18 protein-coding genes and 2 pseudogenes are annotated in these 23707 nt (G+C 59.3%); 9 read left to right on the forward strand and 11 right to left on the reverse strand.

Annotation, left to right across the window (positions count from 1 at the left end; translation table 11 throughout):
* Window positions 1–127 precede the first annotated feature (127 nt).
* On the reverse strand, window positions 128–1150 hold the full coding sequence (locus tag NKH52_RS06690; RefSeq protein WP_352728532.1) for a LacI family DNA-binding transcriptional regulator: 1023 nt from the start codon (window positions 1148–1150) through the stop codon (window positions 128–130).
* A 988-nt stretch (window positions 1151–2138) separates the two neighbouring features.
* Window positions 2139–3206: a helix-turn-helix domain-containing protein gene (locus NKH52_RS06695; protein WP_352728530.1), complete on the reverse strand. Its 1068-nt coding sequence runs from the start codon at window positions 3204–3206 to the stop codon at window positions 2139–2141.
* A 459-nt stretch (window positions 3207–3665) separates the two neighbouring features.
* Here NKH52_RS06695 and NKH52_RS06700 point away from each other — a divergent pair, with 459 nt between their 5' ends.
* Together NKH52_RS06700 and NKH52_RS06705 are read left to right on the forward strand one after the other, a co-directional pair.
* Complete coding sequence (locus NKH52_RS06700; protein WP_352728528.1) at window positions 3666–5408, forward strand: tetratricopeptide repeat protein; 1743 nt, start codon at window positions 3666–3668, stop codon at window positions 5406–5408.
* A 1346-nt stretch (window positions 5409–6754) separates the two neighbouring features.
* Entirely contained in the window at window positions 6755–7624 is an 870-nt protein-coding gene (locus tag NKH52_RS06705) for a DUF6065 family protein (RefSeq protein ID WP_352728526.1), read from the forward strand.
* A 119-nt stretch (window positions 7625–7743) separates the two neighbouring features.
* Here NKH52_RS06705 and NKH52_RS06710 read toward each other — a convergent pair whose 3' ends face one another.
* From NKH52_RS06710 to NKH52_RS06750, 9 genes and pseudogenes are all read right to left on the reverse strand, one after another.
* A complete protein-coding gene (locus NKH52_RS06710; RefSeq protein WP_352728524.1) occupies window positions 7744–8130 on the reverse strand; it encodes a DUF1622 domain-containing protein in 387 nt (128 codons plus the stop codon).
* Entirely contained in the window at window positions 8127–9083 is a 957-nt protein-coding gene (locus NKH52_RS06715) for a formylglycine-generating enzyme family protein (RefSeq protein WP_502908013.1), read from the reverse strand. The genes NKH52_RS06710 and NKH52_RS06715 overlap by 4 nt, the downstream gene beginning before the upstream one ends.
* Window positions 9084–9376: 293 nt before the next feature.
* Window positions 9377–10249, reverse strand: coding sequence for a bile acid:sodium symporter family protein (locus tag NKH52_RS06720; RefSeq protein WP_352728522.1), 873 nt, complete (start codon window positions 10247–10249; stop codon window positions 9377–9379).
* A 127-nt stretch (window positions 10250–10376) separates the two neighbouring features.
* Window positions 10377–10493, reverse strand: a pseudogene (locus NKH52_RS06725) (DUF1214 domain-containing protein); the annotation flags it as partial.
* A gap of 116 nt (window positions 10494–10609) precedes the next feature.
* Window positions 10610–12208: an arylsulfatase gene (locus tag NKH52_RS06730; protein WP_352728520.1), complete on the reverse strand. Its 1599-nt coding sequence runs from the start codon at window positions 12206–12208 to the stop codon at window positions 10610–10612.
* A gap of 32 nt (window positions 12209–12240) precedes the next feature.
* On the reverse strand, window positions 12241–12720 hold the full coding sequence (locus NKH52_RS06735; RefSeq protein ID WP_352728519.1) for a YidH family protein: 480 nt from the start codon (window positions 12718–12720) through the stop codon (window positions 12241–12243).
* Window positions 12721–13076: 356 nt separating this feature from the next.
* Window positions 13077–13868, reverse strand: a complete 792-nt coding sequence (locus NKH52_RS06740) for a hypothetical protein (protein ID WP_352728517.1) — start codon at window positions 13866–13868, stop codon at window positions 13077–13079.
* A 154-nt stretch (window positions 13869–14022) separates the two neighbouring features.
* A complete protein-coding gene (locus NKH52_RS06745; protein ID WP_352728515.1) occupies window positions 14023–14955 on the reverse strand; it encodes a SphA family protein in 933 nt (310 codons plus the stop codon).
* Window positions 14956–15111: 156 nt separating this feature from the next.
* Window positions 15112–15372 (reverse strand): hypothetical protein, encoded by a 261-nt coding sequence (locus tag NKH52_RS06750; RefSeq protein ID WP_352728513.1) that lies wholly within the window; start codon window positions 15370–15372, stop codon window positions 15112–15114.
* Between the two features lie 521 nt (window positions 15373–15893).
* On the opposite strand from NKH52_RS06750, the gene NKH52_RS06755 reads away from it, so the two are divergent.
* The 7 genes and pseudogenes from NKH52_RS06755 (at window position 15894) to NKH52_RS06785 (ending at window position 23681) form a co-directional block, all read left to right on the forward strand.
* Window positions 15894–16682 carry a DUF2092 domain-containing protein gene (locus NKH52_RS06755; RefSeq protein ID WP_502908010.1) on the forward strand — a complete coding sequence of 263 codons (789 nt, stop codon included), beginning with the start codon at window positions 15894–15896 and terminating at the stop codon, window positions 16680–16682.
* Window positions 16679–17009, forward strand: a pseudogene (locus NKH52_RS06760) (hypothetical protein). The gene NKH52_RS06755 and the pseudogene NKH52_RS06760 overlap by 4 nt, the downstream one beginning before the upstream one ends.
* A gap of 50 nt (window positions 17010–17059) precedes the next feature.
* Window positions 17060–18028, forward strand: coding sequence for an HAD family hydrolase (locus NKH52_RS06765; RefSeq protein WP_352728844.1), 969 nt, complete (start codon window positions 17060–17062; stop codon window positions 18026–18028).
* Between the two features lie 89 nt (window positions 18029–18117).
* Window positions 18118–19464, forward strand: a complete 1347-nt coding sequence (locus tag NKH52_RS06770; RefSeq protein ID WP_352728512.1) for a DUF1214 domain-containing protein — start codon at window positions 18118–18120, stop codon at window positions 19462–19464.
* 90 nt (window positions 19465–19554) lie between these two features.
* Complete coding sequence (locus tag NKH52_RS06775; protein WP_352728842.1) at window positions 19555–20535, forward strand: DUF1254 domain-containing protein; 981 nt, start codon at window positions 19555–19557, stop codon at window positions 20533–20535.
* A 137-nt stretch (window positions 20536–20672) separates the two neighbouring features.
* Window positions 20673–23165 (forward strand): SH3 domain-containing protein, encoded by a 2493-nt coding sequence (locus tag NKH52_RS06780; RefSeq protein WP_352728510.1) that lies wholly within the window; start codon window positions 20673–20675, stop codon window positions 23163–23165.
* 99 nt (window positions 23166–23264) lie between these two features.
* Window positions 23265–23681, forward strand: coding sequence for a hypothetical protein (locus NKH52_RS06785; RefSeq protein WP_352728508.1), 417 nt, complete (start codon window positions 23265–23267; stop codon window positions 23679–23681).
* Window positions 23682–23707 lie beyond the last annotated feature (26 nt).

Raw genomic sequence — 23707 nt, forward strand, 5'->3', positions numbered from 1 at the left:
CAGGCATCGGTGTGCCGTCCAATTCGTTTTCCGATGTGAGATCGATCTCACAAGCAATAATGGGCACGCAATTTCGCCAAAGGCAAGTCCTTGAGACGAAATTTTCCGGAAAATGAGGAATCGTCGATTAGCGCATGGTGCGCCGGGCAACCGATCCGCGCACGATCAAGCGAGTCTGAAATCGGGTACGCCGCGGTGAAATCTTTTTGCCGGCCAGCCGCTCCAGCAGGTATCTGGCAGCGAGCGGTCCGATCTCTGAGATGGGTTGCGCCACGACTGTTATCTGCGGATCGGTGAAGGTGGCGAGATTGAAGTCATCGAATCCAACCACCGACACATCATGGGGAATCGAGAGCCCCATTGAACGCAGGCCAAGAAGCGCGCCTTGCGTCATGAGGCTGTCCACTGTGAACAGTGCGGTTGGACGATTGCGCCGGCTGAACAGGCGGATCGTGGCTTCGATGGCATGCTCGACGGTCGAGCGCGATATGCCGATGAGCGCTTCATCGATTGCGATCCCATGCGACTGGAGTGAGTTTTGGTAGCCAGCCAGGCGCTCCTGTGCCGTGAAGATGCGTGACTCGTCGCGCAGAAGACCGATTCGGTCGTGACCATTGCTAACGAGATAGTCCACTGCCTCGCGCGCCCCGCCCTCGTTGTCGACGACGACGCTGTCGCATTGCAGATCCTTTACCACGCGGTCGATGAGCACGATCGGTGCGCCTTCGCGTGCCAGTTGCACGATGTGCTCGCTGTCGGTCGCAGACGTTGGGGCAAGGATGAAGCCACGAATGCTGAGCGAGCGCAGGCTCTCAAGCAATTCTTTTTCCTGTTCTACATTCTCCTCGCTGCTGGCGATAAGGAGATTATGGCGGTGCTTGCGCAGTTCCACCTCGATGTCGTGAGCGATTCGGGCGAAGAAAGGGTTCTGTATGTCGCCCGGCACGAAGCCGACGATCGGCAACTGTCCACTGCGCAGGGCCTGGGCAACGAGGTTCGCCCGATAGCCCAGTCTTTCTGCCGCCGCCAACACGCGCAGCGCCGTCTCGTCACCAACGTAGCCATAGCTGTTGAGCGCCCGAGCAGCTGTCGCGCGCGATACGTTGGCTGCGGCAGCCACGTCTTTGAGAGTGATCCCCTTCTGCGTCACGGCTCATCCTCTTGCGACCTGCACATTGCGTCAGATCACCATCCCGGCTCGTATTGGCTGGCATCTTTGTGCGGCATATCGGCTGATTCGCAAACTGCGAACATAGCAGGCGCGATTTCTTGCGATCCTGTTCGACGCCTCGCATCTCTTCAATCCGTGTTGACGAGTGACGGGTTGGCGCAAGAGCCGCAGTTAGTCGCTGCCCTGTCGTACGGTCTCTACCGCGAACGACGGGCCGGCAGGGCCTGCAAAAAGCTCTGTCTCGGATTTGGTGAGGTAAATCCATGCGGCCCTGTTGAGCGCTGCGTCCGAGGGCATCCGCTGCAGAGCGTATCGCTTCACCATCTCCAGCCGTGCTGCCTCGTCGAACCCCATGACAACCCTACTGAATGTGGCCTGAGGATCAAAAACAAATGAGCTAACAGAGTGTTCCTTGAAATCGGTGGGAAATCGACGTTACATGCAAATCATCGTGCCGGTCGAGTATGGGCGCTGGTCAGCGGTAGGTGTTTAGACTTGGCGATCGTTTCTGCAGGGGGGAGAAATGTCGATTTCGCGGGCTGCCAGCAGATTTGGTATGCTCGAGCCGGAGGAAATCTCCCAACTTCAGCAGATTTTCGAGGATGCGTGCAGCTTGCTCGGCCACGAGCCTCGCTCGTTGGAAGCGGAACACATTGCCCATAAGATCATAGCGTCTTATCAAGCTGGCACGCTTTCCTGGATTCGTTGAAGGCTACAACCGCGGCCATCAACAGCGCTCAACCTACAAAAGGTCCCGAGGCCGGATTCTTAACCGCGGTTCGGAACTGCGGATGGGGCTCGCTGCACCCGGCCTTCGCTGCACAGTCAGTGGACCGCTTACTCGTCTTTCGCAACATCGTTTGTGACAAGTAGTACCTGCGCGGCGTTCGCCACGGAAGGAGCATCCCGATCCCCTTCCCGCCAAGAACATTGACGCGGTTGGCTCGTACGGCCTCTAAATGCACTGCTATACACACGTAAGGCTCGTCCTGTGGCGCGTTTGCGAAGGGAATTCGCCAAAGATTCGCTGGTAGAAGGCGGCAAATCTGCCCAGATCGGCAAAGCCGTAGTCGAGGGCCGCCTGCGTGACGCTGATGTTTGCTGGCTTCGCTGTGTTAAGCGCACGATGAACAGCTGACAGGCGCCTCAAGCGCAGGTAGGCCACGGGGCCGATCCCCAGCGTATGCTGAAAGGCCCGATGAAGGGTGCGCCGCGACACGATCAGGGATGAGCACAATTCCGATATGTGCACCGGCCGATCGATTTCGACGCTGTCGACATAGTCTTCCACATCACGGACCAATTTAGCGCCACCGTTGACCCGTTCCTCGCGTTCGTCGGATACTTCGTCCACGATGCCCGCAATGAAGGCTTCCACCAGCGACCGCTGGAAATAGAGTATTCCCGCGCCTGTGGCTGGGACTATTCCATTGCGCAATTGCGAAATCTTTTCCGCGATCTCCCGGCTGGCAAATGCCCGCAGCGCAGGCGCAGGACGAAACCGGTCGATTTTGGTCCAAATTTCCCGATCCTGCAGAATCTGTTCACCCGTTGTATAGGCGGCAAGCGCCTCTTCGCTAAGCGTGATCGTCGCATATCGGGATTGGCCTGTATAACGGCCCTCCTGCTCGACGGATTTCGGAAACACAACCACGTCTCCAGGAACAACGTCGTAATCCCATTGAGAGACCTCGCCGCTGCTCTCCAGCATCATGCCGATCGTGACTAATCTCGGGTTCATGACACCGCGTGCTCGAATATCAGGCCCGAAATCGCCGGCGCTCACAGCGAGCTCGCCGATTTGAGCATGCGTCAACTGGCCCTCGAATCTGCCCGGCGCCAATTGCACCACCTTTAGATCCGCGCCATGCACCGCTTCCCGAAGATCTTCTGTATTGCGCAACTTTAACGTGCATGATTTAAGTTCGATGCCATCGACTGAGCCAATTTGGCCAACAGGCAAACGCTGATCGCTACTTCTAACCGGCTCTGAACGCTGCTTCTCCGCCGAAGCGCCGCTCGAAGTAATTGACATAGGATAACCTCGTCGGATTTGCTCCCCGCGCCCCGGGACTGTAGCATTTCTTGGCGCAAGCTGCCTAGCGCAGAATTGTTGCGATGGTTAAGTGCGGCAGCAGATACCTCCACCAGTCAGAAGCTGGATTCTTGGTCCTTCAGATGAAGCGCGACAACGCCAAGACGTTCTGTCTACTGCCGGTTGCGATACGGCACAAACTGCGTAGCGCCACAATTATCCGCGTCATAGCCTGCTGCTGAACCTGAGATGCGATTTGCGGCTCACCGAACACCGCGCGGCAGGTTTGCAGGCTGTCGGTGAAGATGCGAGCGATGTTGGTCGATTATCGATCCCTGCAGATGCCGAGCGAGATCTCGGCTCAGCTGAAATCGGGTAATAAAGGGAAGCACTCTTCAACGTAAAGAGGCGTTGGTAATTGTAGCGCGCGGGTCTGTGCAAAAGACGAGGAAGCGTGTCGTGGACGAGGGCCGGGAAGACTGCCTGAAGCCGGGCGAATATTTGGGCGTTTCGTATTCGCAGGCCCGGGAAGAGCTTGAAGCACTTCTTTCGGCGCCCCTGTTTCAATGCTCGGAACGCAACAAGAAGTTTTTGCGCTTTATCTCCGAAGAGCTTTTTGCCGGGCGAGAGGGCGCCCTCAAGGCATACTCCATCGCTGTCGACGTTTTCGGCCGTCCGGCATCTTTTGACGCTTCGACCGACCCCATTGTCCGGATCGAAGCCACACGTCTTCGGTCGGCCCTTGCCCGCTACTATGAATTATACGGCGTGGATCGGAAGGTCAGCATCGAGCTCCCGAAAGGCAGGTACGTGCCGATGTTTTCCCGCCATTGTCGAGAACCTGGCGACTGGACGGATCATCCAGAGGGCACGCAATCTGGTTCCGAAGCCCTCACTGTGCTCAAACCGATGCCGATGCCAGCGATCGGTCGAAGCGCCGGGACCGTCCTAAAAAGGATGGGCCTGGCGGGCGTCGCCTTGCTTGGTGTTGCGCTGTTTGCCGGGTTGAACCTGCTGAGCGGGTTAAACAGCATGCCTATCTCGGAAAGGCCTTCCCTTTCGGTCGACCTCACGCGCGACGGCTCGGACGACGGCGAGGCCGTCGCGTTGCGGGATTCGCTCATGGCGGCGCTTTCCGATTTCAGCACGCTGCGGCTTTCAGCACCGGACCTCTATACGGCAAGCACAAGCGAAGGCGCTTCCGCCGCGCCGAGCCGGAGTAATTACCGCCTGGTTCTGAAATACAGCTCGGATGCAATCCAGAAGACGGTCTGGTGGCAACTAATCGACCAGCGGACAGGGGAGGCTCTCCAGTCGGACGATGAGCGTGTCCGTATCGATGCCATTTCGTTCGTCGATCCGGCCGAACTTCTTGTCTCACGGCTGGCCGCGCGTATCGCCTCGGCCCAAGGCGTGATCAACAGCATCGAAACCGCACGCGATCTCGAACATCCAACGCTGGGCAACGGTTGCGTGCTGCGGGCCAGCCTTGCCCTGAACGTGAACACACCACAGCTCCTCGAGCAAGCCAGACGCTGTCTCGAGCGCACGCTTGAGCTGCGGCCCTACGATGCCGATGCCCATGCGATGCTAGCGCCGATACTCTTGTCAATCGACACCCCAGGTGCGGCGACAGCATTGGCCATGGCGGCTCATGAACACGCCAATCGGGCGGTCGCGCTGACGCCGGAGTCATCCCGTGCCTTCATGGCGAAGATGATGGTGGAGGCTCAGGCCGGCCATCTGGAAGCGGCGATATCCGCGGGCCGGCGGGCGCTGGCGCTCAACCCGTATAACACATTGATGGAAGCGAAATTCGCCAGGATTCTCTTTACGGCCGGAGAACATGACGAGGCGGTAAAGCTTGCCAGCGAAGCGCTGGACTCCGATGGATTGCCGCTGGCGGATGCGGAATGGACGCTAGCGTTCGATGCCTATCGCCGCAGCCAGTTTGGAGACGTGATACCGCGCCTGCAACATATGGCCGATGGGCGGTGCTATCTCACTGACCTATTGGTGGCGGCAACGCTCGGCAACTTGGGGCGCAGACAAGAAGCATCTGCGGTTATTTCCGGCATCCGACAAACTCGTCCCGATTTCGAGCGAAGTTTCCATTCCGATATGTCCAGCCGCCGCCTGGACCCGCGGTTGATCGCGGCTCTTGCGAAGGGCCTGGAGTCCGCAGGCATCCGTCTTCAGTAGAACACGAAAGCGCGTCGCGCCGAAACTGATCATGCGCCGCGCTTAAGAGTCGCTGTTTTATGCATGTCGTTCTTCCAAAGCTAGGTGCGCACCCCAAACGCTTTCGGCCGCGGAGCGCCTTTCAGAGCCCCTTTAGAACTCCGTTCCAGAACCTGCTTGCCCACCAGCCGCTCAGGCGTGGCGACCAGAGCCTAATGTTTCGTGATCAGAGCGGCCGAAGCAGTATCGTCATCGAAACCGCCTGCCTCATACTTGCCAATCCAGACGCGGATCAGAGTGCGCCTGATCGAGAACGGGAAAACAGACATTGGCACAAACTGCATAGTCGACAGGTGATCGTTGGTCTGGCGTTGAGTTTGCCTGAGCGGCTAGCGATAGTTCGCAATCGACGTGGTGAAACTGGGGCATTGTCAATAGAGACACCCCCGAGACTACCTAGCTACATCCCGGACTGGTTCAAACAATGTTCACGCAATGCACCTTTGACCGGTGGAGAAATAGTGAGCCGAGTAATCGCATCTAGGCCTGCCCAGCAATTGATGCAGAGCTTTCTAGACGACCGCTAGGAGCAAAAGATTTAGCTTTTACTAATACGCCGGTTCGCAAAGGACTTGTGTCGGTTCTTTCGGATCCACAGTCCCAATGTCCAGAACGCAAAAGTAATTTTTGCGCTCTGTCTCTGAGTTGCTCGTCGCTGAGTGCGCGGGTAGCCTGGACCCACACTGCATGGCTGTCGATAGGTTGGAACGGCCGCCATCTTTCTATTCTTTAACCGTCCGAATTGCTCAGACCGATGCAGCCGCCCTCGGGTCGACCCTGACCCACTATCGTGAACCGTGTGGGACCGAGCAGAGCGTCCTTATCGAGCCGCGGAAAGATCCATGTTTGGCACTTGTTGGACACAGCGGCGCTCGCCGCCAAGCAAAGCGGTGGATACTCTCTTGCCAAGGCGGCCAATTCTCGCGTGAAGGTCACTGTTACAGTTACGTACTTCAGCTTGGCGCCTTCGCCTGCGAGGCTTCGAATTGCGTTTGCCGCGGTCGGTGTATGTGCGGCGGCATGTCGGCGTCTGAACATGCTCTGCTGATAGATATCGATTAGTGGGGCTTGCCAGCATCACCACGAAACTCCTGTGGCGGGGGATTCCGGGGGAATGCAATGCGGTCACATCTAGATGTTCGCCCGGGCGGAAGGTCCCAACCGCCAGCAAAACCTGTGGAAACGGGGGGGCAATCGCGTTTTGGAATTTCATTCACATTAAGCCCACATCGCCCTTGTCTGGTCGGGCTGGGACCCTGAAGTCGACGCTTTTTGCTTCGACGTCGCGGGGCTCGCTGCTGGCTGGCATGGTGTTCACGGCGACGTTGATTCCTCAGCCAGTGGAGGCACAGACAGTCGGCCCCGGCACAGTCAACACGACCGTCAGCACCGGTTCGGGCATGACCACCGTGGTCGGCAACACCACGATCTCAACAACGGCTTCTACGGCCGCAACAAATGTCACGGGTGGGACACTTATTTTCGATGCGACCAAAGGCCCGATCGCTGGGCGCATCATCGTTCAGTCCGTCAACGGCAATGCCGTCCAGGCCAACGGCGGAGCGATCACCGTAACAAATGGGATCAACGTCAGGACTCAAGGCGGCCATGCATTCCTCGCGAATGGCGCTGCCAGCAGCATCGATATCTCCGGTGCGGCTATCTCGACCTCAGGGGTGGGCGCGGGCCTCGCAGCCATTGGAGGGACCATCACGGCGCTGGGAGTCGATATCAACAACACCGCGACCTCCGCGCCAAATGTCTATCTCTTCCGCACCAACGCCGGATGGGCGCTCTGGGTGCGTGGATCACCCAACAGCGCCAAACGCAATATTGTGCCGCTCGATGGCCTGGTCGAGACCGAATGGCTGGAGTTCCCGTTCACCATGAACTGGCGTTTCACCCGACCGGGCACGGTGCAGTTCGAAAAGGGCGAACCCTTCTGCTTTCTGACGCTCGTCCCCCATGCACTTCTGGGCCAGGTGCAGCCCGAGATCCGTTCTCTCGACGAAGACCAGGCACTCAAGACGCGTTATGAGGCCAGCAAGCTTGCCGCACATGATGGCAATGCCGTCCCGCAAGGATGGCAGCGTCATTACGTGCGGGGCGAGGATGCCACCGGACGCTCAGCCGGATTTCACCTTTCAAAAAGGAAGCTTAAGCCGGTCAAATACTGAACACTTTTCCCGGCTTGAGAAATGCGGCTGTCGTGTAGCTGGTCGAGTTGCCCGCCATCGGGGCGAGTTGGTTTTCCGATAAGGGGTCAGAAAACTAGGGGGCGCACTCCAAACTGAGGTCACTTTTGGGCGACATGCACTAGCTTGCTGGCTTCGGTTTCGCGCTGGAGATCGCGGGCCTCGCGCTGGTCCCGCTCCAGGAAGAAGTTCAGAAAGGTGCGGATCACGGCAATGGCCCCCAGTCGGCCGACGTCATCCCAGCTCGGCGCCACGGAAGTCTCGATAATGTCGGCAGCAAGCTGGAATGTGAGGCCCGCAATCAGCCATCTTGCATGACGCATCCAGACCGAGCGAATGGCGTAGTGACCTTCCGGATGGCTGAGCATCACCCTGATCCCGTTCACGAACGCCTCGAGGGTACCTGCAAGGATCATGACCAGGGCCAGCAGGTCGATGATTGGCGCGCTGATTTCCGTCAGGCGGCTCAGCCATTCGGCGAGGATCATGAACGGCCTCCCCCTGGACGGACAATGCAGCGAAAGCCAAGATGGGAGATCGAGGTGTCGACCGGTTGTGCCATGCGTGCCGCGGGGCGGTAGCGCCGGCAATAATTGGGCGCGCAGAGATGCGAACCGCCCTTGGTCACTTTGCGCGGGATTCCCACGTCCGGCTGGTGTGGGTCGTAGCTCGCTTCGCGCGCGGCGCCCCGGGGGTTTTCAACCGTACAGCACGGACTGTTGATCAGGCTGTGCTCCTGATACCAGTCCGTCGTCCATTGCCAGACGTTGCCGGCCATGTCGAAGAGGCCGTAGCCATTGGCCGGAAACGAGCCGACCGGGGCGGTGTACTCGTATCCATCGTCTAGCGTGTTGCGGTGAGGAAATTCGCCCTGCCAAGTGTTAGCCATGTGCCGGCCACCTGGCGTGAGTTCGTCGCCCCAGACGTAATCGGCGCCGTCAAGGCCGCCACGGGCAGCAAACTCCCATTCGGCCTCCGTTGGCAACTCCTTGCCGGCCCATCGCGCATAGGCCTCGACATCCTCATACGCGACATGCACCACAGGGTGACCGGTCAGCTTCTTGATCGAACTGGCGGGGCCTCTCGGACGGCGCCAGTTGGCGCCGCGCACGTAAACCCACCAGTTGTAGTGGTTGCGCATGTCGATCGGGCCGGCCGGCTTCTTGAACATAGTCGAGGATGGCGAGAGCATTTCCGGCAAGGCGCCGGGATAGTTGTCCGGATTGGCGGGCTTTTCAGCCATCGTCACATAGCCGGTCGCGGCGACGAAGCGTTCGAAATCGGTATTGGTCACGGCAAATCGGTCCATCCAGAAACCATCCACGATGACGCGATGAACCGGCGCTTCCTCAGGATAGAATGTGTCGGAGCCCATCAAAAACGAGCCGCCCGGAATCCAGACCATGCCGTCTGGTGGGGAACTAATGGACTGTGGGAGCATCTCCGGTTTTTCGACGAACACGTCGTCGGACCTGGTGAATTTGTCCATCCGTCAGCCTCCTTGCGCCCTGGTCACGGACAGGCCGCGGCCGTCGATAGTGCCAGCAATCGGGCTGCCGGATTCTGGCCTTTCCGCAACCCGCGTCGTTTGTCCCCAAAATAGCGAAGACAGAAACATTGCTGCCATTCCCACAATGGCCAGCAGATGGATCCAAGCGTCGATCCTGGATAGCCGCGTATTCTTGCGAGGCATCGAGATCATCCATCCATTCCAGGAGGTTCCCGCGGGCTCCCTCATCGTCCGCTCTTCGACAGCGCTGAAGCGTGGGCGCGTTTGCGCCAGTTCACATAGGGAATGCAGACGACCGCGCCGACGATCAGGTGCCACAGCACGACGGCGATCACGGCCTTCTCGTCGGGAAAGGTGGCGCTGGCGATCGCCATGGCGACACCTGGATGGCGGGTGCCGCTGGCCAGCGCAAGCACGGTCCGGTTGTCCGGCTCGGGTCCACCGAGAAAATGGCCTACTGTCACGCCGATCAGCGTGAAGATGGCCAGAGCGAGCAACGTACCATTGCCGACCATTGTCATCAGCACCGGCAATAGCTTGATCAGCACAGGTATGAACGAGACGACGAGAAGCACCGTCGCGAAGATGGACAGTGGTCGCGCGAGCCGGCTCGCAAACGCCGGAGCGATTTGGCGGATCACCAGGCCGATGACCAGTGGCGCGACCACGCTCATCAGGACCACCGAAGCAATCCTGGCGGCGGGCACTCCGATGCTCAGATCGAACCACCGGCTGATCGCGCCGATCCCCAGCGGAACGACGACGATGGAAAGCGCGGCGATCGTCACAAGCAACCCGACGACGTAGGAGGTCGAGCCGCCCGCTTTCGTCTGCTTGCCGGGCAGTATCGGCGGCACGGGCGAGAGCGCCAGCGCAACGAGGGCAAGCTTCACCGCCGGATGCAGGTTGAACAGCACAGCCACCAGCACGGCGAGGACGGTCATGACGACGTTCATCGAGAGGAACGAGCGGACGAGCAGTGCCGGTTGGCGCAATAGCGAAATCGCGTCGCTCCAGCTGGCATGAAGGCCAAGCGCCAGCACCATCAGTCCCATGCTGAGGTTAATGGCCACCGGAATGAGTTGCGCGATCGTCATACTATTGCACTCGCTTCATTGACATCTCTGGAGGCCTGAGCCGGGCACAAGCAGCCAATTCACCTTCTGCACCGCCGGGCTTCCACGAGCCTTCGGTGATGGCGAGTTTCGGCCAATACGAGCGAATTCAGAGCGAAGAGTCCCCGTCCTTTGGCGACGGAAGCCAGTTCGCCTCCGGTCCGGGCGATTCCGCTTGCACGTAAATCGACAGCGATCCACCGTAAGTGTATCTCGGCGCCTTGTTCTTGGTGCCGAGACAGCAGCGTTAAGGTTTGCCTACGGTTCAAGTCCATGATCGTGCTCTAGATTCCTGCCACGGCAGAAGGCGGCGGGGATGCCCGCCGCCTTCTCTTTGGCTTGCTAGTGAGCCGCGCCGCTGCTGGCTTCGGCCATCTTCGCCATCGCGTCGTCGAGGCTGAAGCTCCCGGGCGCCTGGGCGCGCGGGAATTCCTTGAATGTTTCCACGAACTTGGCGGCGGCTGTCTGCGCGACAAAGATGAAGTACATGTTGTGCAGCAACCAGTCGTAGTAGGTGTTCGAGGTGATATCCGCACGCTCGTAAGGGTCGGTGCGCAGGTTGAAGATCTTGGGCAAACGCAGCGGCGTGAATGGCTCCGCCCAGATGCGCAAGAGTCCCTGGGCACGCTGTTCCATGAAAACGATCTTCCAGTTGTCGTAGCGAATGGCCAGCACGTCGCCGTCGTCGCTGAAGTAGAAGAACAGCTTGCGTGGGCTTTCCGCAACCTCCCCGGTCAAATACGGCACGAGATTGAAGCCGTCGATATGGTTCTTGAAGGTCTTGCCGTTAGCTTGATAGCCGCCCTTCTTGAGCTTTTCGCTGACATCAGGGTCGCCCGCGATTGCAAGAAACGTCGGCAACCAGTCGTGATGCTGCACGATGCCCGTGGCAATCGAGCCGGCCTTGATATTGTTGGGCCAGCGCACAAGCATCGGCACACGAAAGGCACCTTCCCAGTTCGTGTTCTTCTCCGAACGGAACGGCGTCATACCGGCATCCGGCCATGAATTCATGTGCGGGCCGTTGTCGGTTGAGTACATGACAATCGTGTTGTCTGAGAGGCCAAGTTCGTCGAGGTAGCTGAGGACCTCGCCCACATTGTTGTCGTGGTCGACCATGGTGTCGTGATAGGGCGACTGCCAGCGGCCGGCCTGGCCCAGACTTTCCTTTTTGGTGTGTGTGAACAGGTGCATATGGGTGAAATTGACCCAGATGAAGAACGGCTTGTCGGCATCTTTTTGGCGCTTCATGAAATCCTTGGTGGCGGCGACAAATTCCTCGTCGACGGTCTCCATCCGCTTGGCCGTGAGCGGTCCGACCTCAGTGATCTTCTGTTTGCCGACGCGGCCCCAGCGCGGTTGCTCGGTCGCATCGTCAATCTCGGTCGCGTAGGAATGCACTATGTCGCGCGGTCCAAACATTTCGGCGAAATGGGGGAGATCCTCCTTCTTCGGATAGTCGTACATCTCAGGCTCTTCCTGGGCGTTGAGATGGTAAAGGTTGCCGAAGAACTCATCGAAGCCATGCACGGTCGGCAGAAACTTGTTCAGGTCGCCGAGGTGGTTCTTGCCAAACTGGCCAGTGGCGTAGCCCTGGTTTTTCAGCAGTTCAGCGATCGTCACGCTCTCGGGCTGCAGCCCCTGTGGTGCCGCCGGAATACCAACCTTGGAGAGGCCGGTGCGATAACAGCTTTGGCCGGTGATGAACGAGGAGCGTCCGGCGGTGCAGCTTTGCTCGCCATAGCTGTCTGTGAACATCATGCCTTCCTTGGCCAGCCGATCAATATGTGGGGTCCGGTAGCCCATCACGCCATGTGAGTAGCAGCTCAGGTTCGACTGGCCGATATCGTCGCCCCATATGACAAGGATATTCGGCTTGCCGCTATTCGGTGATTTCGCCATCTTTTCTGCCTCCTGTTGTTGATCCTGCCCGGCCAGCATCGATCGGGAAGTTCGCTTCAGTTCGAAGTCATTCAGCCAGCGGCCGCGTCGTTGAACGGGCCAATACCGAACACCATGCTGGCGATGGCGAAGAGGCCAACCACCAGCAGAATCACCGCCGTTATCAGCGTGAAAGAAATGGGATACCCACTCTGTGCATGGATCAGCTCGGCATCGCGCATGGCGTCGCGTTCCTGACGAAGGCCGATCATGAATTGCACGTGGTAGACGATGCCGACCACCAGCATGACGATGCCGAGCAGCACCAGCGTCACCCCGAAATTGCGCGGCGCCGCGGCATGGGTGAGCGTGCCGGCGTCCCTGAGCTTCTGGAAAACCTGATAGATGGTGAAGCCAAAACTGATCAGCGACAGCGCTGTGCGAATGACCGACATCAGCGTGCGGTCGGCGCTCATGCGGGTGCGCTGGAATGACATGCCGGTACGGCGCGATGACAGCTCGGTGTTGATGCTGTCGGATGCGGATTTTCCGGTGACGGGTTCAACGCTCATTGCAGGATCCTGCGAACGGGGCGGTGTCTAGATCGACCAGCACTCTCGGATTCGATTGGGGGATTTCGAAGTACGTTACGGTAACGATACGTGCCGGAGTGACCGATGTGGTGGAATTAAGCCATCGAGCCGCTGATCTGAAAGCTCATAGCCTGATCGCCGATCTTGGAGACTGCGACCCTGACTTTGATAGACACGGTCCACCCGTGCGCCATGCATCATAGCTCGTCGTGGCATTGAGCGTGGAGGGATCCTGCCCGCCCAGGCTGTAGGCAACGAGGGCCGTGGAAAAGATCGGCTCAAATCCTCGCGATCGCTTGGTCCCGCGACGGGCAAAGACCAACGCGCGTGTACCGCTACTTCCCGATGGCGAACTGGAGGTTGACTCCCGCGAAAACCTGCCATTGCGGTTGCCCCGCCCCGTGGCTGAAAAGGGTATATTGCGGTTCGATGAAGGCGTTCATCGTGACCTTGTCGTTAATTGGGATGACCTTGCCGGCGCCGAAACCGACAGGGATCGAGTAGTCGCCGCTTTCCAGATCGAAATTCCAGGTCGCCGACGATCGCAAGTAGAAGCCGTCAGGGAGATTGTAGTTGACGATTGGCTGGAAGGTCGCCAGCGAAACATCCTCGCGCTCGCTCTGACCGGCAACAGAAGCCTGATAGGTCGCCAGGCCGCCCACAAGGCCCCAACTCTGCGGCGCGATTGCCATTCCTACGGCGCCGAGCTGCCATTTTCCAGTGCCCAGTGCCTCGTCGGTAGCTGTCGGCAAAACGACGAGCGGACCGGCACCAAACGACACCTCTTTTCCGGGGAACACGAAGATGTCCATAAGCGTAAGGTCGCCCAGCCCGGTAACATATCCATCAGGAAATTCGGGTGCGGTGGCGACAGGCAGGGTGAAACGGACCAACTGCGGCATGCCGAAGAGGTCCGACGGGATCAAACCGCGTAGAAGGAACTGGTTGGCGTAGCGATCGGGAAGATCGGTCAGCTCGGGAACATAGTAGTCATGAAAATTGATTGTGATCTTCGGCGTCAGCGGGTTGTTGGCAGCGTTGACGTCATCATGCTCTTGGGCGGCGGCTAATCCAGTCCAGAGCAGGGGTATGCCAAGGAGGGCTAACCGGCGGGCCAACATGTTCATATCCTTAGCCTCTCACTGCTGATGTCAGGGTCTATTCGACGAAACATATGCCCGATCTTCACGCGCTGCGCCTGTTCGAAGGCCGCGTGCCGAGGCGCCGGAACGCGAAGCCGCGACCAGTGTGCGGCTCGATCTCATAGGCCCTCTCTTCTCCCTAAAATGCGCCGGAAACGCTGAAATAAACGGCATTGCCCTTCAAACGGTTCTTTGTCCCGAATTCGGGGGCCCAGCTCAGCGATATATTGACCGGCTTTGTGTCGGTACCAGCGTTGTATTTTAAGATCGGCCCGATGGCGAAGGAACGGCCTTTGAATCCATCGAGCTGATCGGCCAACGGCCCCTTGTCATTCTCAAACTGATAAAGTACCGAGCCGAAAACACCGATCGCTAGTTCCTTGCTCAGATATTGCATCAGCGAGGCATCGAGGTGCGCCATGGCCCCACTGGTATAATCGGTGTCGGGATTTCTTGTGTTGATATCGATGCCGCCGACCATCGAGAAATCAAGACCCCTGGACATGTCGAAATATGTGTAGGAAAGCGTCGGCGAGAAGGTCCAATAGTTCATGCCGATGTTTGCGATCCGGCCGGCTTCATAAGGTCCTGTCGGCGCAAAAATGCGCAGGCTGGCCGACAAGAAATTTTTGCCGGAATGCCAGCCGAGCGTCGGCGCGAACATGATATCGCCAAGAGCCGTGTCATGATCCTTGCTCTCAATCGCGCCCAGCGAGGCAGTGGCCTCCATATACTGGACAGGAATTGAAATGCTGAGGGCAAGTGTCGTATCAGGTGCTATCTCTACACTGGGTACCCAGAGGCCGGTGAACGTCGTGCCGACGATTGTGGCATCGAGGCCAAAGCTAACCTGATTGCCTATTGGAATGTGCAAGTCAGCACCAGCGCTGGCGCTGTAGTACATGTTTGCGCTGCTCCAGTAGAAACCTGGCGCCGGAGGAACAATGCCGGCAAGCGGTGTCGTGAAGACGCCTGTAACATAACGGCCCATGGCAGCTTCCGTCGCGTGGGCAGCGGCCCGCACCCAAAGAACGGCCGCCGCCGTCGCGACCGTCAGACCAACGCGTTTCATGAATATCCCCACCGACGGCCCCTCTCCTGTGCTCCGACTTTCTGAGCATTATAGAATTGGACCAGAACGCCGGGATGCGAAGTACGTAACAGTTACAATGGCCGGGTCGGCTCGCGAAGGGTAGACAACCCTGCCGACAATCAGAACAAGCTGCTCTCATTGGCACATGCGGATAATGTCGTTTTCCAGCTCGACGCAAAGCTCTTCGTATTCAGCTAGAACGGCGCGGTTCAAGTTTCCCTTTTCCCTTCTCAGGCGCTCCAGCATCGCGCTGGCATCCTCGAAGGCGCCACACAGGCTGAGCAGATCAGGATTCGTGGAGCTCAGGATTTGCAGCCGGCCGCGCAACGCCGGCATCTTCAGCATGAGCTTGATCAAGCCGAGATGGTCACGGTCGTTTTGCGCACTCATGGCCATTGGACTTCAAGCCACGTTAAAGAACCAGGTTAAAGAGCGATAACGATTCCAGCCACATGTGACACTGGAGCCGATGAGACATGGTCCAGAAACATCACTCCAGCGGGGGCGCGAGCGCCAGCACTTTACTGTTACATCAGGAATATCTTGGGTGGCTTGCGCCCAGCAGGCTCGATCTCTCGAGCACGGCGTAGGCGCGGAATTTTCTGCAGCCGGCCAGACATTCGAGACATCCGATGCCTGGTCGCCGGTTCGGGCCTCAAACCGAGACCGCATCGGTTCAAGCTGTGGGCAGATGCGGCTGTTACCGTTTCGTAGCGGTATGTGCAGCCTATCAACCTTGTGCCGCTATCAGCAATTTCTACACTGCCGAAGATGCCCTGTCCGCCCTGAGGCGGCCCTGTTGGAACCCGACATGGCCTGAGAGGGACTGCGTCGGCGGAGCGACCAAGAGCAGCCAGGGCCTGGCACTCGGATGCTTGTACGACCACGGTCCCAACCATGTGCTTCGGAGGAACATCATGTCACATCGGCAATATCCCAAGCGACTAGCGGGCATGCGCGGCGGGCTTCTCGCCGCGACCTTTCTTTTCGTGCCGCTCGGCGACGCGTTCGCGGATGACGCGCGCGACCTGCTGAAGGCGATGTCCGATTACATGGGTGCGCAGCAGAATTTCTCCTTCTCCTACCAATCCTCGGTCGAAGCCGTCTCAGCCGATTTCGAGAAACTGCAATTCGTCAGTTCCGGCACGGTCAATGTGAGCCGTCCCGACAAGATCAGGGTCACGCGCACCGGCGGCTTTGCCGACGTCGAGATGGTCTACGACGGAAAAATGCTGACGGTGTTCGGCAAAAATCTCGATGCCTACGCGCAGGTAGAAGCCAAGGGCACGCTTGAGGACCTCGCCGACCGGCTCGCCGACGCCGGAGTGGAACCTCCCGGAGCGGACCTGCTGTCCCCGAACATCGCCGACTCCTTGTTGGACGGCATTACCGACGCCAAGCACATTTCCAGCGCCAATATCGACGGCGTGCCCTGCGAGTATCTGGCGTTCCGCACGCCGGACGTGGATTGGCAAATTTGGATCGAGGACGGCCCGAAGCCGATCCCGAGACGCTATGTCATCACCAGCAAGAACACCTCCCAGGCGCCGCAATACACGCTCGAAATCCGCGACTTCAAGAGCGGCGGCGAAGCGGCAGCCGCCACCTTCGATTTCCACGATGCGGGCAGCGCCAAGAAGGTCGACCTCAGCCAATTGGAGATGATCGACGAACTGCCGGCGCCGAAAGAGGAGGATGTGCAATGACAATCCGATCAAGATATGTGGCGCTCGGCCTGGCCGTAGCGTTTCCTGTTCGGCGACCTCCGGATCGACATGGATCAGCCAATGTCGGCCAGCATCAGCCTTGGCACTCCGGCCGAAGCCAGGATCGGCCGTCCGCTGACGCCCCTCTCCTACGCGGGCGTCGCCCGGAGGACCGCCCGCCGCACCGCCCGCCGGACGGTCCGGCGGCTCGCCGTTCTACCCGCAGGTTGCGTTTACGGTCCGTATTACGGCGCCTATTACTACAATTGCGGTGGCGTCTACTACGTCCGGAGCAGCGGGGTCTATGTGGAAGTCATCGTACAATGACCATGAAGACAGGTTCTGCCATGGTCGACAGACGCGCCGTGATCGTCGGCATGTTGGCAGCCGGTCTGGCGGTGGCCACCCGCGCGACGGCACAGGCACAGGCTGATCCGCTGCCGTCTTGGAACGAGGGTGCGGCGAAAGCTGCGATCCTCGACTTCGTCAGACGTACGACGGTCCCCGGGGGGCCGGGATTCGTCCCGGCCTCGGAGCGCATCGCCACCTTCGACAATGACGGAACCCTGTGGACCGAACAGCCATTTTATTTTCAGCTGGCGTTTGCGCTCGACCAGGTGAAGGCGCTGGCGCCGGAGCATCCGGAATGGAAAAACACGCTGCCGTTCAGCGCCGTCATTTCAGGCGATATGCAAGCCCTAATGGGTTCGGGCGAGCAGGGATTGCTCGAAATCGTCGAGGTTACGCATGCCGGCATGACGACGGACGAGTTCGCCCAACAAGTCATCGACTGGACGCGTAGCGCTCGGCACCCTCGGTTCAACCGTCCTTACACCGAATTGGTGTTCAAACCCATGCTGGAACTTCTGGCGTATCTGCGACAGAACGGGTTCAAGACCTTCGTCGTGTCCGGTGGCGGGGTCGAATTCATGCGCCCGTGGATGGAAGAGGTGTACGGCATCCCGCCGGAACAGATCGTCGGCTCGTCAGGAGTCACCCATTACAAGATGCAGCCCGACGGGACGCCCATGCTGGTCAAGCAGGCTAAGATCGAGTTCGTCGACGACGGTCCCGGCAAGCCGGCGGGGATCAACCGCTTCATTGGCCGCAGGCCTATCTTCGCCTTCGGCAATTCGGACGGTGACCAGCAGATGCTGGAATGGACGGCGTCGGGAACAGGTCTGCGCTTCATGGGGCTGGTGCACCACACCGACGCTGAGCGCGAGTATGCATACGATCGCAATTCGTCCGTCGGCAAGCTGGACAAGGCATTGGACGAGGCCGCGAAGAAAGGCTGGACCGTAGCCGATATGAAACGGGACTGGAAAGTGGTCTTTCCTTCCTGAAGCGAAACGGACGCCAAGGTTTTTCAAGTCCCGCTTGGTATGACAGCGGGCAAGACACACCTTTGCATCGAGCCAACTAGGAACCGACAATGGCAATAAATCGACGAGAAATCCTGTCCCTGTTGTCTTCCGCGTCCCTAGTGGCGTTATATACCTTATCCAGTGCTCGGTCCGCTTCCGCGTCTCCGACACCCGACAATCAGACTTTGTCGGATGCCTATGCATATCTTCTCAGCCGCATGCTGGTGATCCGCCAGGAGCACATGGATGCCCACGCGCCCGCCTTTGCGTACAACACGATCAAGTACAATCCGCTCGGTTCTGCAGACTTCGTCAATCCCAATTTCGACGTTGCCTACCTCGAAGGCTGGATCGCCGTGAGCGACGACACCGCTGTCCTGCTTGAAGTGCCCGAGGTGCAGGGGCGCTACTACACAGCGCAGATTCTTGATGAGTGGGCCGAGGTCGTCGCCAACATCAACGAGCGAACTTTTCCGTCAAAGCCCTACGGCAAGTTCGCCCTTGTCGCCCCCGGTTCCAAAGCGAAAATACCGGCCGATGCCGCCCGCATCGAGTTGCATTCAATGAAAGCCAAGATACTTGGTCGCGTCGAACTGAAAGGCGATCCCGATGGAGCGGTGAAGCTGCAGAAGGCGTTCAAAACAACGCCGCTCGGCAAGATCGAAGTGAAATCGCCGCCGAAGATCCCCGACTTTGACAACAAGTCGCTACTCGGCGCCGAAATATTCGATCACGCCGACGCCGCCTTCTTGAGCGCGCTCGACGTATCGCCGGTTGCGGCAGAGATGCAGCAGACCGTCAGAGCGGTGGCGGCCTATGTGGCGAGCAGCGCCGACGCCCGCTCCGAGGTGGACAAGCGCCTTAAGGAAAAAATCATACCCGAGTTCAAGGTGTTCGCCTTTACCAAGAGCGCGCCATACCGAAATCATTGGGTGGGCGGCGCTAGGACAGGCAATTACGGTTCGGACTTCCGGCTTCGGGCCGTGGTGAATTATGCCGGCATCTGGGCCAACACTACCGAAGAAGTCATCTACTTCGTCGCGACGCGCGATGCCGAGGAGAAGGAACTGGACGGCAGCAAGAGCTATGTCATGCATTTTCTGGCCGATGGCCTCCCCGACGACGTCGTCAACGCCTATTGGTCGGTGATTCTCGTCGGTGTGCCCGATTATCGCGTCATGCAGAATCCGTTGAAGCGCTACAACTTCAACAATCATTCCGGTCTTCAGAAGGGAGCCGACGGCTCGCTCAAGATCGGCATCGGACCGAAAGCCATCGCCGGTATCCCCGAGTCGAACTGGTTGCCGTCGACAGCGGGCAAACCCTTCTCGTTGACGTTTCGGACCTACGTTCCCAAGGACGTGGTTGGAAAGGGACAATGGGCGCCACCCGCGGTGACAGCGGTCGCCAATTAGACGCAAGCAGCATCTTCATTCAATCGGAGACATGTCATCGTGAGAAATACGCTTCGCCCCCGCCTCCTTCTTGCGACTACCCTTGTGGCCATGTCGTGGGTTCAAGCCTTCGCCGCCGACGCTGTGCCGGTCACGCCCGACAATTTCGTCCGCGCCGAGTCGGACCTCTATTTCAGTAATATCGTCAAGGACGGCGGCCTCGGCAAATTTGTGCATCGCCGCGAGCCGGCGGAGGTCGACAATCAGACTGTGGTCCGGCTCAACCGCGACACATTGTATTCCGCAGCCATATTCGATCTCGATGCAGGCCCAGCGACAGTCACGATACCCGAGGTCGGCAAACGCTTCGTGTCGATGCAAATCATCAACGAGGATCAGTACACGCCGGCCGTTTATTACGGCAAGGGCAAACACACGCTGACTAGGAAGCAGATCGGCACGCGCTACGCTGTCGTGGCTGTCCGCACGCTGGTCGATCCGGCGGATGCCAAGGACGTGGAGCAGGTTCACACGCTGCAAGATGCGATCAAAATCGAGCAGAAAGATGCCGGTAAATTCGAGGTTCCGAATTGGAATCCAGCGAGCCAGAAAAAAGTCCGCGAGGCGCTCCTCGTGCTAGCTTCGACGCTGCCGGACGCGAACCGGATGTTCGGTACGAAAGCGCAAGTCGACCCGGTACGGCGGCTGATAGGAGCGGCCTCGGCCTGGGGCGGCAACCCCGACAAGGAGGCGATGTACCTCAATGTCACGCCGCCCAAGAATGACGGCAAAACCGTCTACAAGTTGACAGCGAAGAACGTCCCCGTCGACGGCTTCTGGTCAGTTAGTCTCTACGATGCCAAGGGGTACTATGAGAAGAACCCTTTCGAGGCTTATAGCTTCAACAGCATCACGGCTCAAAAAGGCTCCGACGGTTCGGTGACTATCCAGTTCGGCGGCTGTGACGGCAAAATCCCGAATTGCCTGCCTATCATGGCGGACTGGAACTACATGGTCCGCCTGTACAGGCCGCGAGCCGAGGTTCTGAGCGGCAAATGGAAGTTCCCCACGGCGCAGCCGTCGCCGACATGAGGCGGGACTGGAAAGTGGTCTTTCCTTCCTGAAACCTGAAGTGGAGCGAGGCTCTCCAGAGGAAAGCTTCCTGCTCAAATCAATCATGGCAGCGCATTTCAGTTCTGCGCGATTGCCCTAAGCCAAAGGAACGGCAGATGCGCAAATTTCTTCTGGCCCTCATCCTGCAAGGCGCGGTGCTGTCGCCCGTCGTCGCCGGCCCGGCGACCACCACGGCAAAAATCAGTTTCCGCGCAGGACCGGGCACGGGCTACAACAGCATCGGAACGATACCGCAGGGAGCCAGGATCGACCTCGCCGAATGCGACGGCTCGGGCGGCTGGTGCGCGGCCACCTACAAGGGCAAGACAGGGTTCGTCAGCGGCAAATATGTCATCGAAGCGGATTCAGGCCGCCCCGGTTGGCCACGCTCCTACACCACGGACCAGGGCGCCGAGATCGTTCTTTATCAACCCCAGGTGACGAGCTGGGACAATTTCACCGACCTGAAGGCGCTGGTTGCCACGGAATACAAGGCGTCCAAGGACGCCAAGCCGATCTTCGGCGTGATCGGCCTTTCTGGAACCACGATAGCCGACCAGGACACGGGCGAAGTCGTTGTCGGCGACATCAAGGCGACCGAACTCGATTTCTCGGGTCTCGACCGAAAGGCGCTTGCCGACCTGGCGCTCGAAGTCGGCAAATTGCTTCCCACCGGCACGGTGACGCTGGCGGAGGAAAAACTGACCGCCAGCCTGGCCGGCTACCAGAGGATGGATGACGTGAAGGACTTGAAGTCCGATCCGCCACCGATCTTCGTCAGCAAGGTTCCGGCGATCCTCCTGCAGACCAACGGAAAGGAAGTCGACGCGCCGTTGAAAGGCGTGAACGGACTGTCGTTCGTCGTGAACACCAACTGGGATCTCTTCAAGGTCGACGCCGGCGGTGCTTACTATCTGCGCGACGAGAAATCCTGGCTCACCGCCACCAGCCTTTCGGGCGACTGGCAGCCAGCGTCTAACCTGCCCGATCAACTCTCGAAGCTCCCTGACGAGGAGAACTGGAAGGAAGCTCGTGCCGCAATCCCGCCCGCAGGGTTTGCCGAAGGCAAGGCGCCGAAGGTAGTCTACTCGGCAGAGCCGGCCGAGCTGATCCAGTTCGAAGGCGAGCCGGCGCTCGAGGCCGTTCCGGGCACAGGACTTCGGTGGGCATCCAACAGCGACAACGAGGTTTTCTTCCACAAGCAGACAGGCGCCTGGTACGTTCTGTTGTCGGGGAGGTGGTTTTCGGCGAAGTCGCTCGACGGTGCCTGGACCTTTGCCACCCCAAGCCTGCCGACGGATTTCCAGGAAATTCCAATCGACGCGCCCTATGCATCGGTTCGCGCGTCCGTGCCCGGCACATCCGAGAACGCGGAAGCGCGGCTGAAGGCGAACATCCCTCAGATGGCGAGGGTTTCGACGGACGGCTCCGTGACCGTCGACGTCGCCTATAGCGGTGAGCCCAAATTCGAACCGATCGACGGCACGTTGGTGACCTATGCCGTGAACACCAACGAGACCGTTATCCATGCGGGCAGGAAATATTTCGTGCTCAAGGATGGCGTCTGGTTCGTTGGCGACAGTCCCACTGGACCGTTCAGCGTCGCCAAGGCGGTGCCGGACGAGATCTACAAAATCCCGCCGTCCTCGCCCGTCTACAATGCCACATATGTGAGGATCTACCGGACTGAAGGCGATGCCGTTTGGTTCGGCTATACGCTCGGCTATCTCGGCGCCTATCTGGCCTGGGATGCGGTGGTCTATGGCACGGGATGGTACTACCCGGCCTACTGGGATTACGGCTGGCAGGGCGGCTATTGGCCGTACTATGCCCGCCCGGTCACTTATGGCGTGGGCGCATTCTACAATCCTGCGCGCGGGGCGTTCGGCCGCTATGGCTACGCCTACGGCCCTTATCGCGGCATCATTGGCGGCGCGAGCTTTAACCCTCGGACGGGCACCTATGCGCGCGGCGCGGCGATCGCCGGCCCGGCAGGTGAACGAGGCTTCGTCGCGGCGTACAACCCGCGAACCGACACCGGCGCGTTCGCCCGTGGCGGCGCCAACGTATACGGCTCCTGGGGAACCGCAGGCGTGAAGCGCGGCTCGGACTGGGCCCGCATCAGCGGGGGGTCGACGGCCGCCGGCGGCGAAGCGGCCCGCTGGCGCACGTCCAACGGCAATCATGGCTTTGTAGCCGAAGGCAGAGGTGGCGACGTCTATGCCGGCCGTGACGGCAATGTCTACCGCAAGGAGAACGGCCAGTGGCAGAAGCATACCGATGGCGGTTGGCAGCCCGTCCGCAGGCCGGACACCGATATCGGCGGAAAATCCGCCCAGCAGATTGCCGCCAATCATCCGAACGCTGCCGACGCCGTCAAAAACCGGCCCCGGGGCGAAGGCAATGCACCGCGGGCGCAGCGACATGCCCGCCCTGCAGCGCCTGCAAGCCTCGGCATCGACCGTGCAGGCAGATTGGCCGGCAATCAGCGGTCGCTTGCCCGCCGCACGGAGTTCCATCCGGAATTCAACAGAAGCCGTTTCTCAGGCGGCGGCTTCCATGGCGGCGGCGGCTTTCGCGGCGGCGGAATGCATCGGTTCCGGCGCTAAGAGCCCCGGAGCACCAACGCTTTCGAGCAGGGGGCATTAAAACCCTCAGCGTTGACAACTCTATTAGAGAGGACCTGAAATGCCGAGGTTGGTGAGAGCATGATCGAGAGACCTTTTCTTAGCGCAGTCGCCTTTGTCGCCTTGCTGACCGGAGGCGTAGGCCATGCTGCCGCCGCTTCCATGGAAGCCTTGCAAGGCGCATGGACAATGAACGGGACAGGATGCGCCGACACCTTCAAGAAGACCGGCAAGCGTTATGAATACAAGGATCGAGGTTCTTCGCAGACGACCGGAATCATCGTTTCCGGAAGCAAGATCCTCGGGCCCAACACCACATGCACGGCCGAGAAAATCCTGCAGAAGGACGACCATTTCTCCGTGCGGTTGAGTTGTTCGGATGCCGTCCTGTTCAGCAGCTTTTCGGCATCTTTCCGTGTCATCGACAAGACGCATTTCGAGCGCTTCGATCCCCAGTTCCCCGAGATGTCGGTCATCTACTACAAGTGCGAACCCTGAATGTCGCACTTAGCGAAAGGCCTGGG

The organism is Mesorhizobium sp. M1066 (assembly GCF_040318635.1).
In the GTDB taxonomy this organism is placed as follows: Bacteria; Pseudomonadota; Alphaproteobacteria; order Rhizobiales; family Rhizobiaceae; genus Mesorhizobium.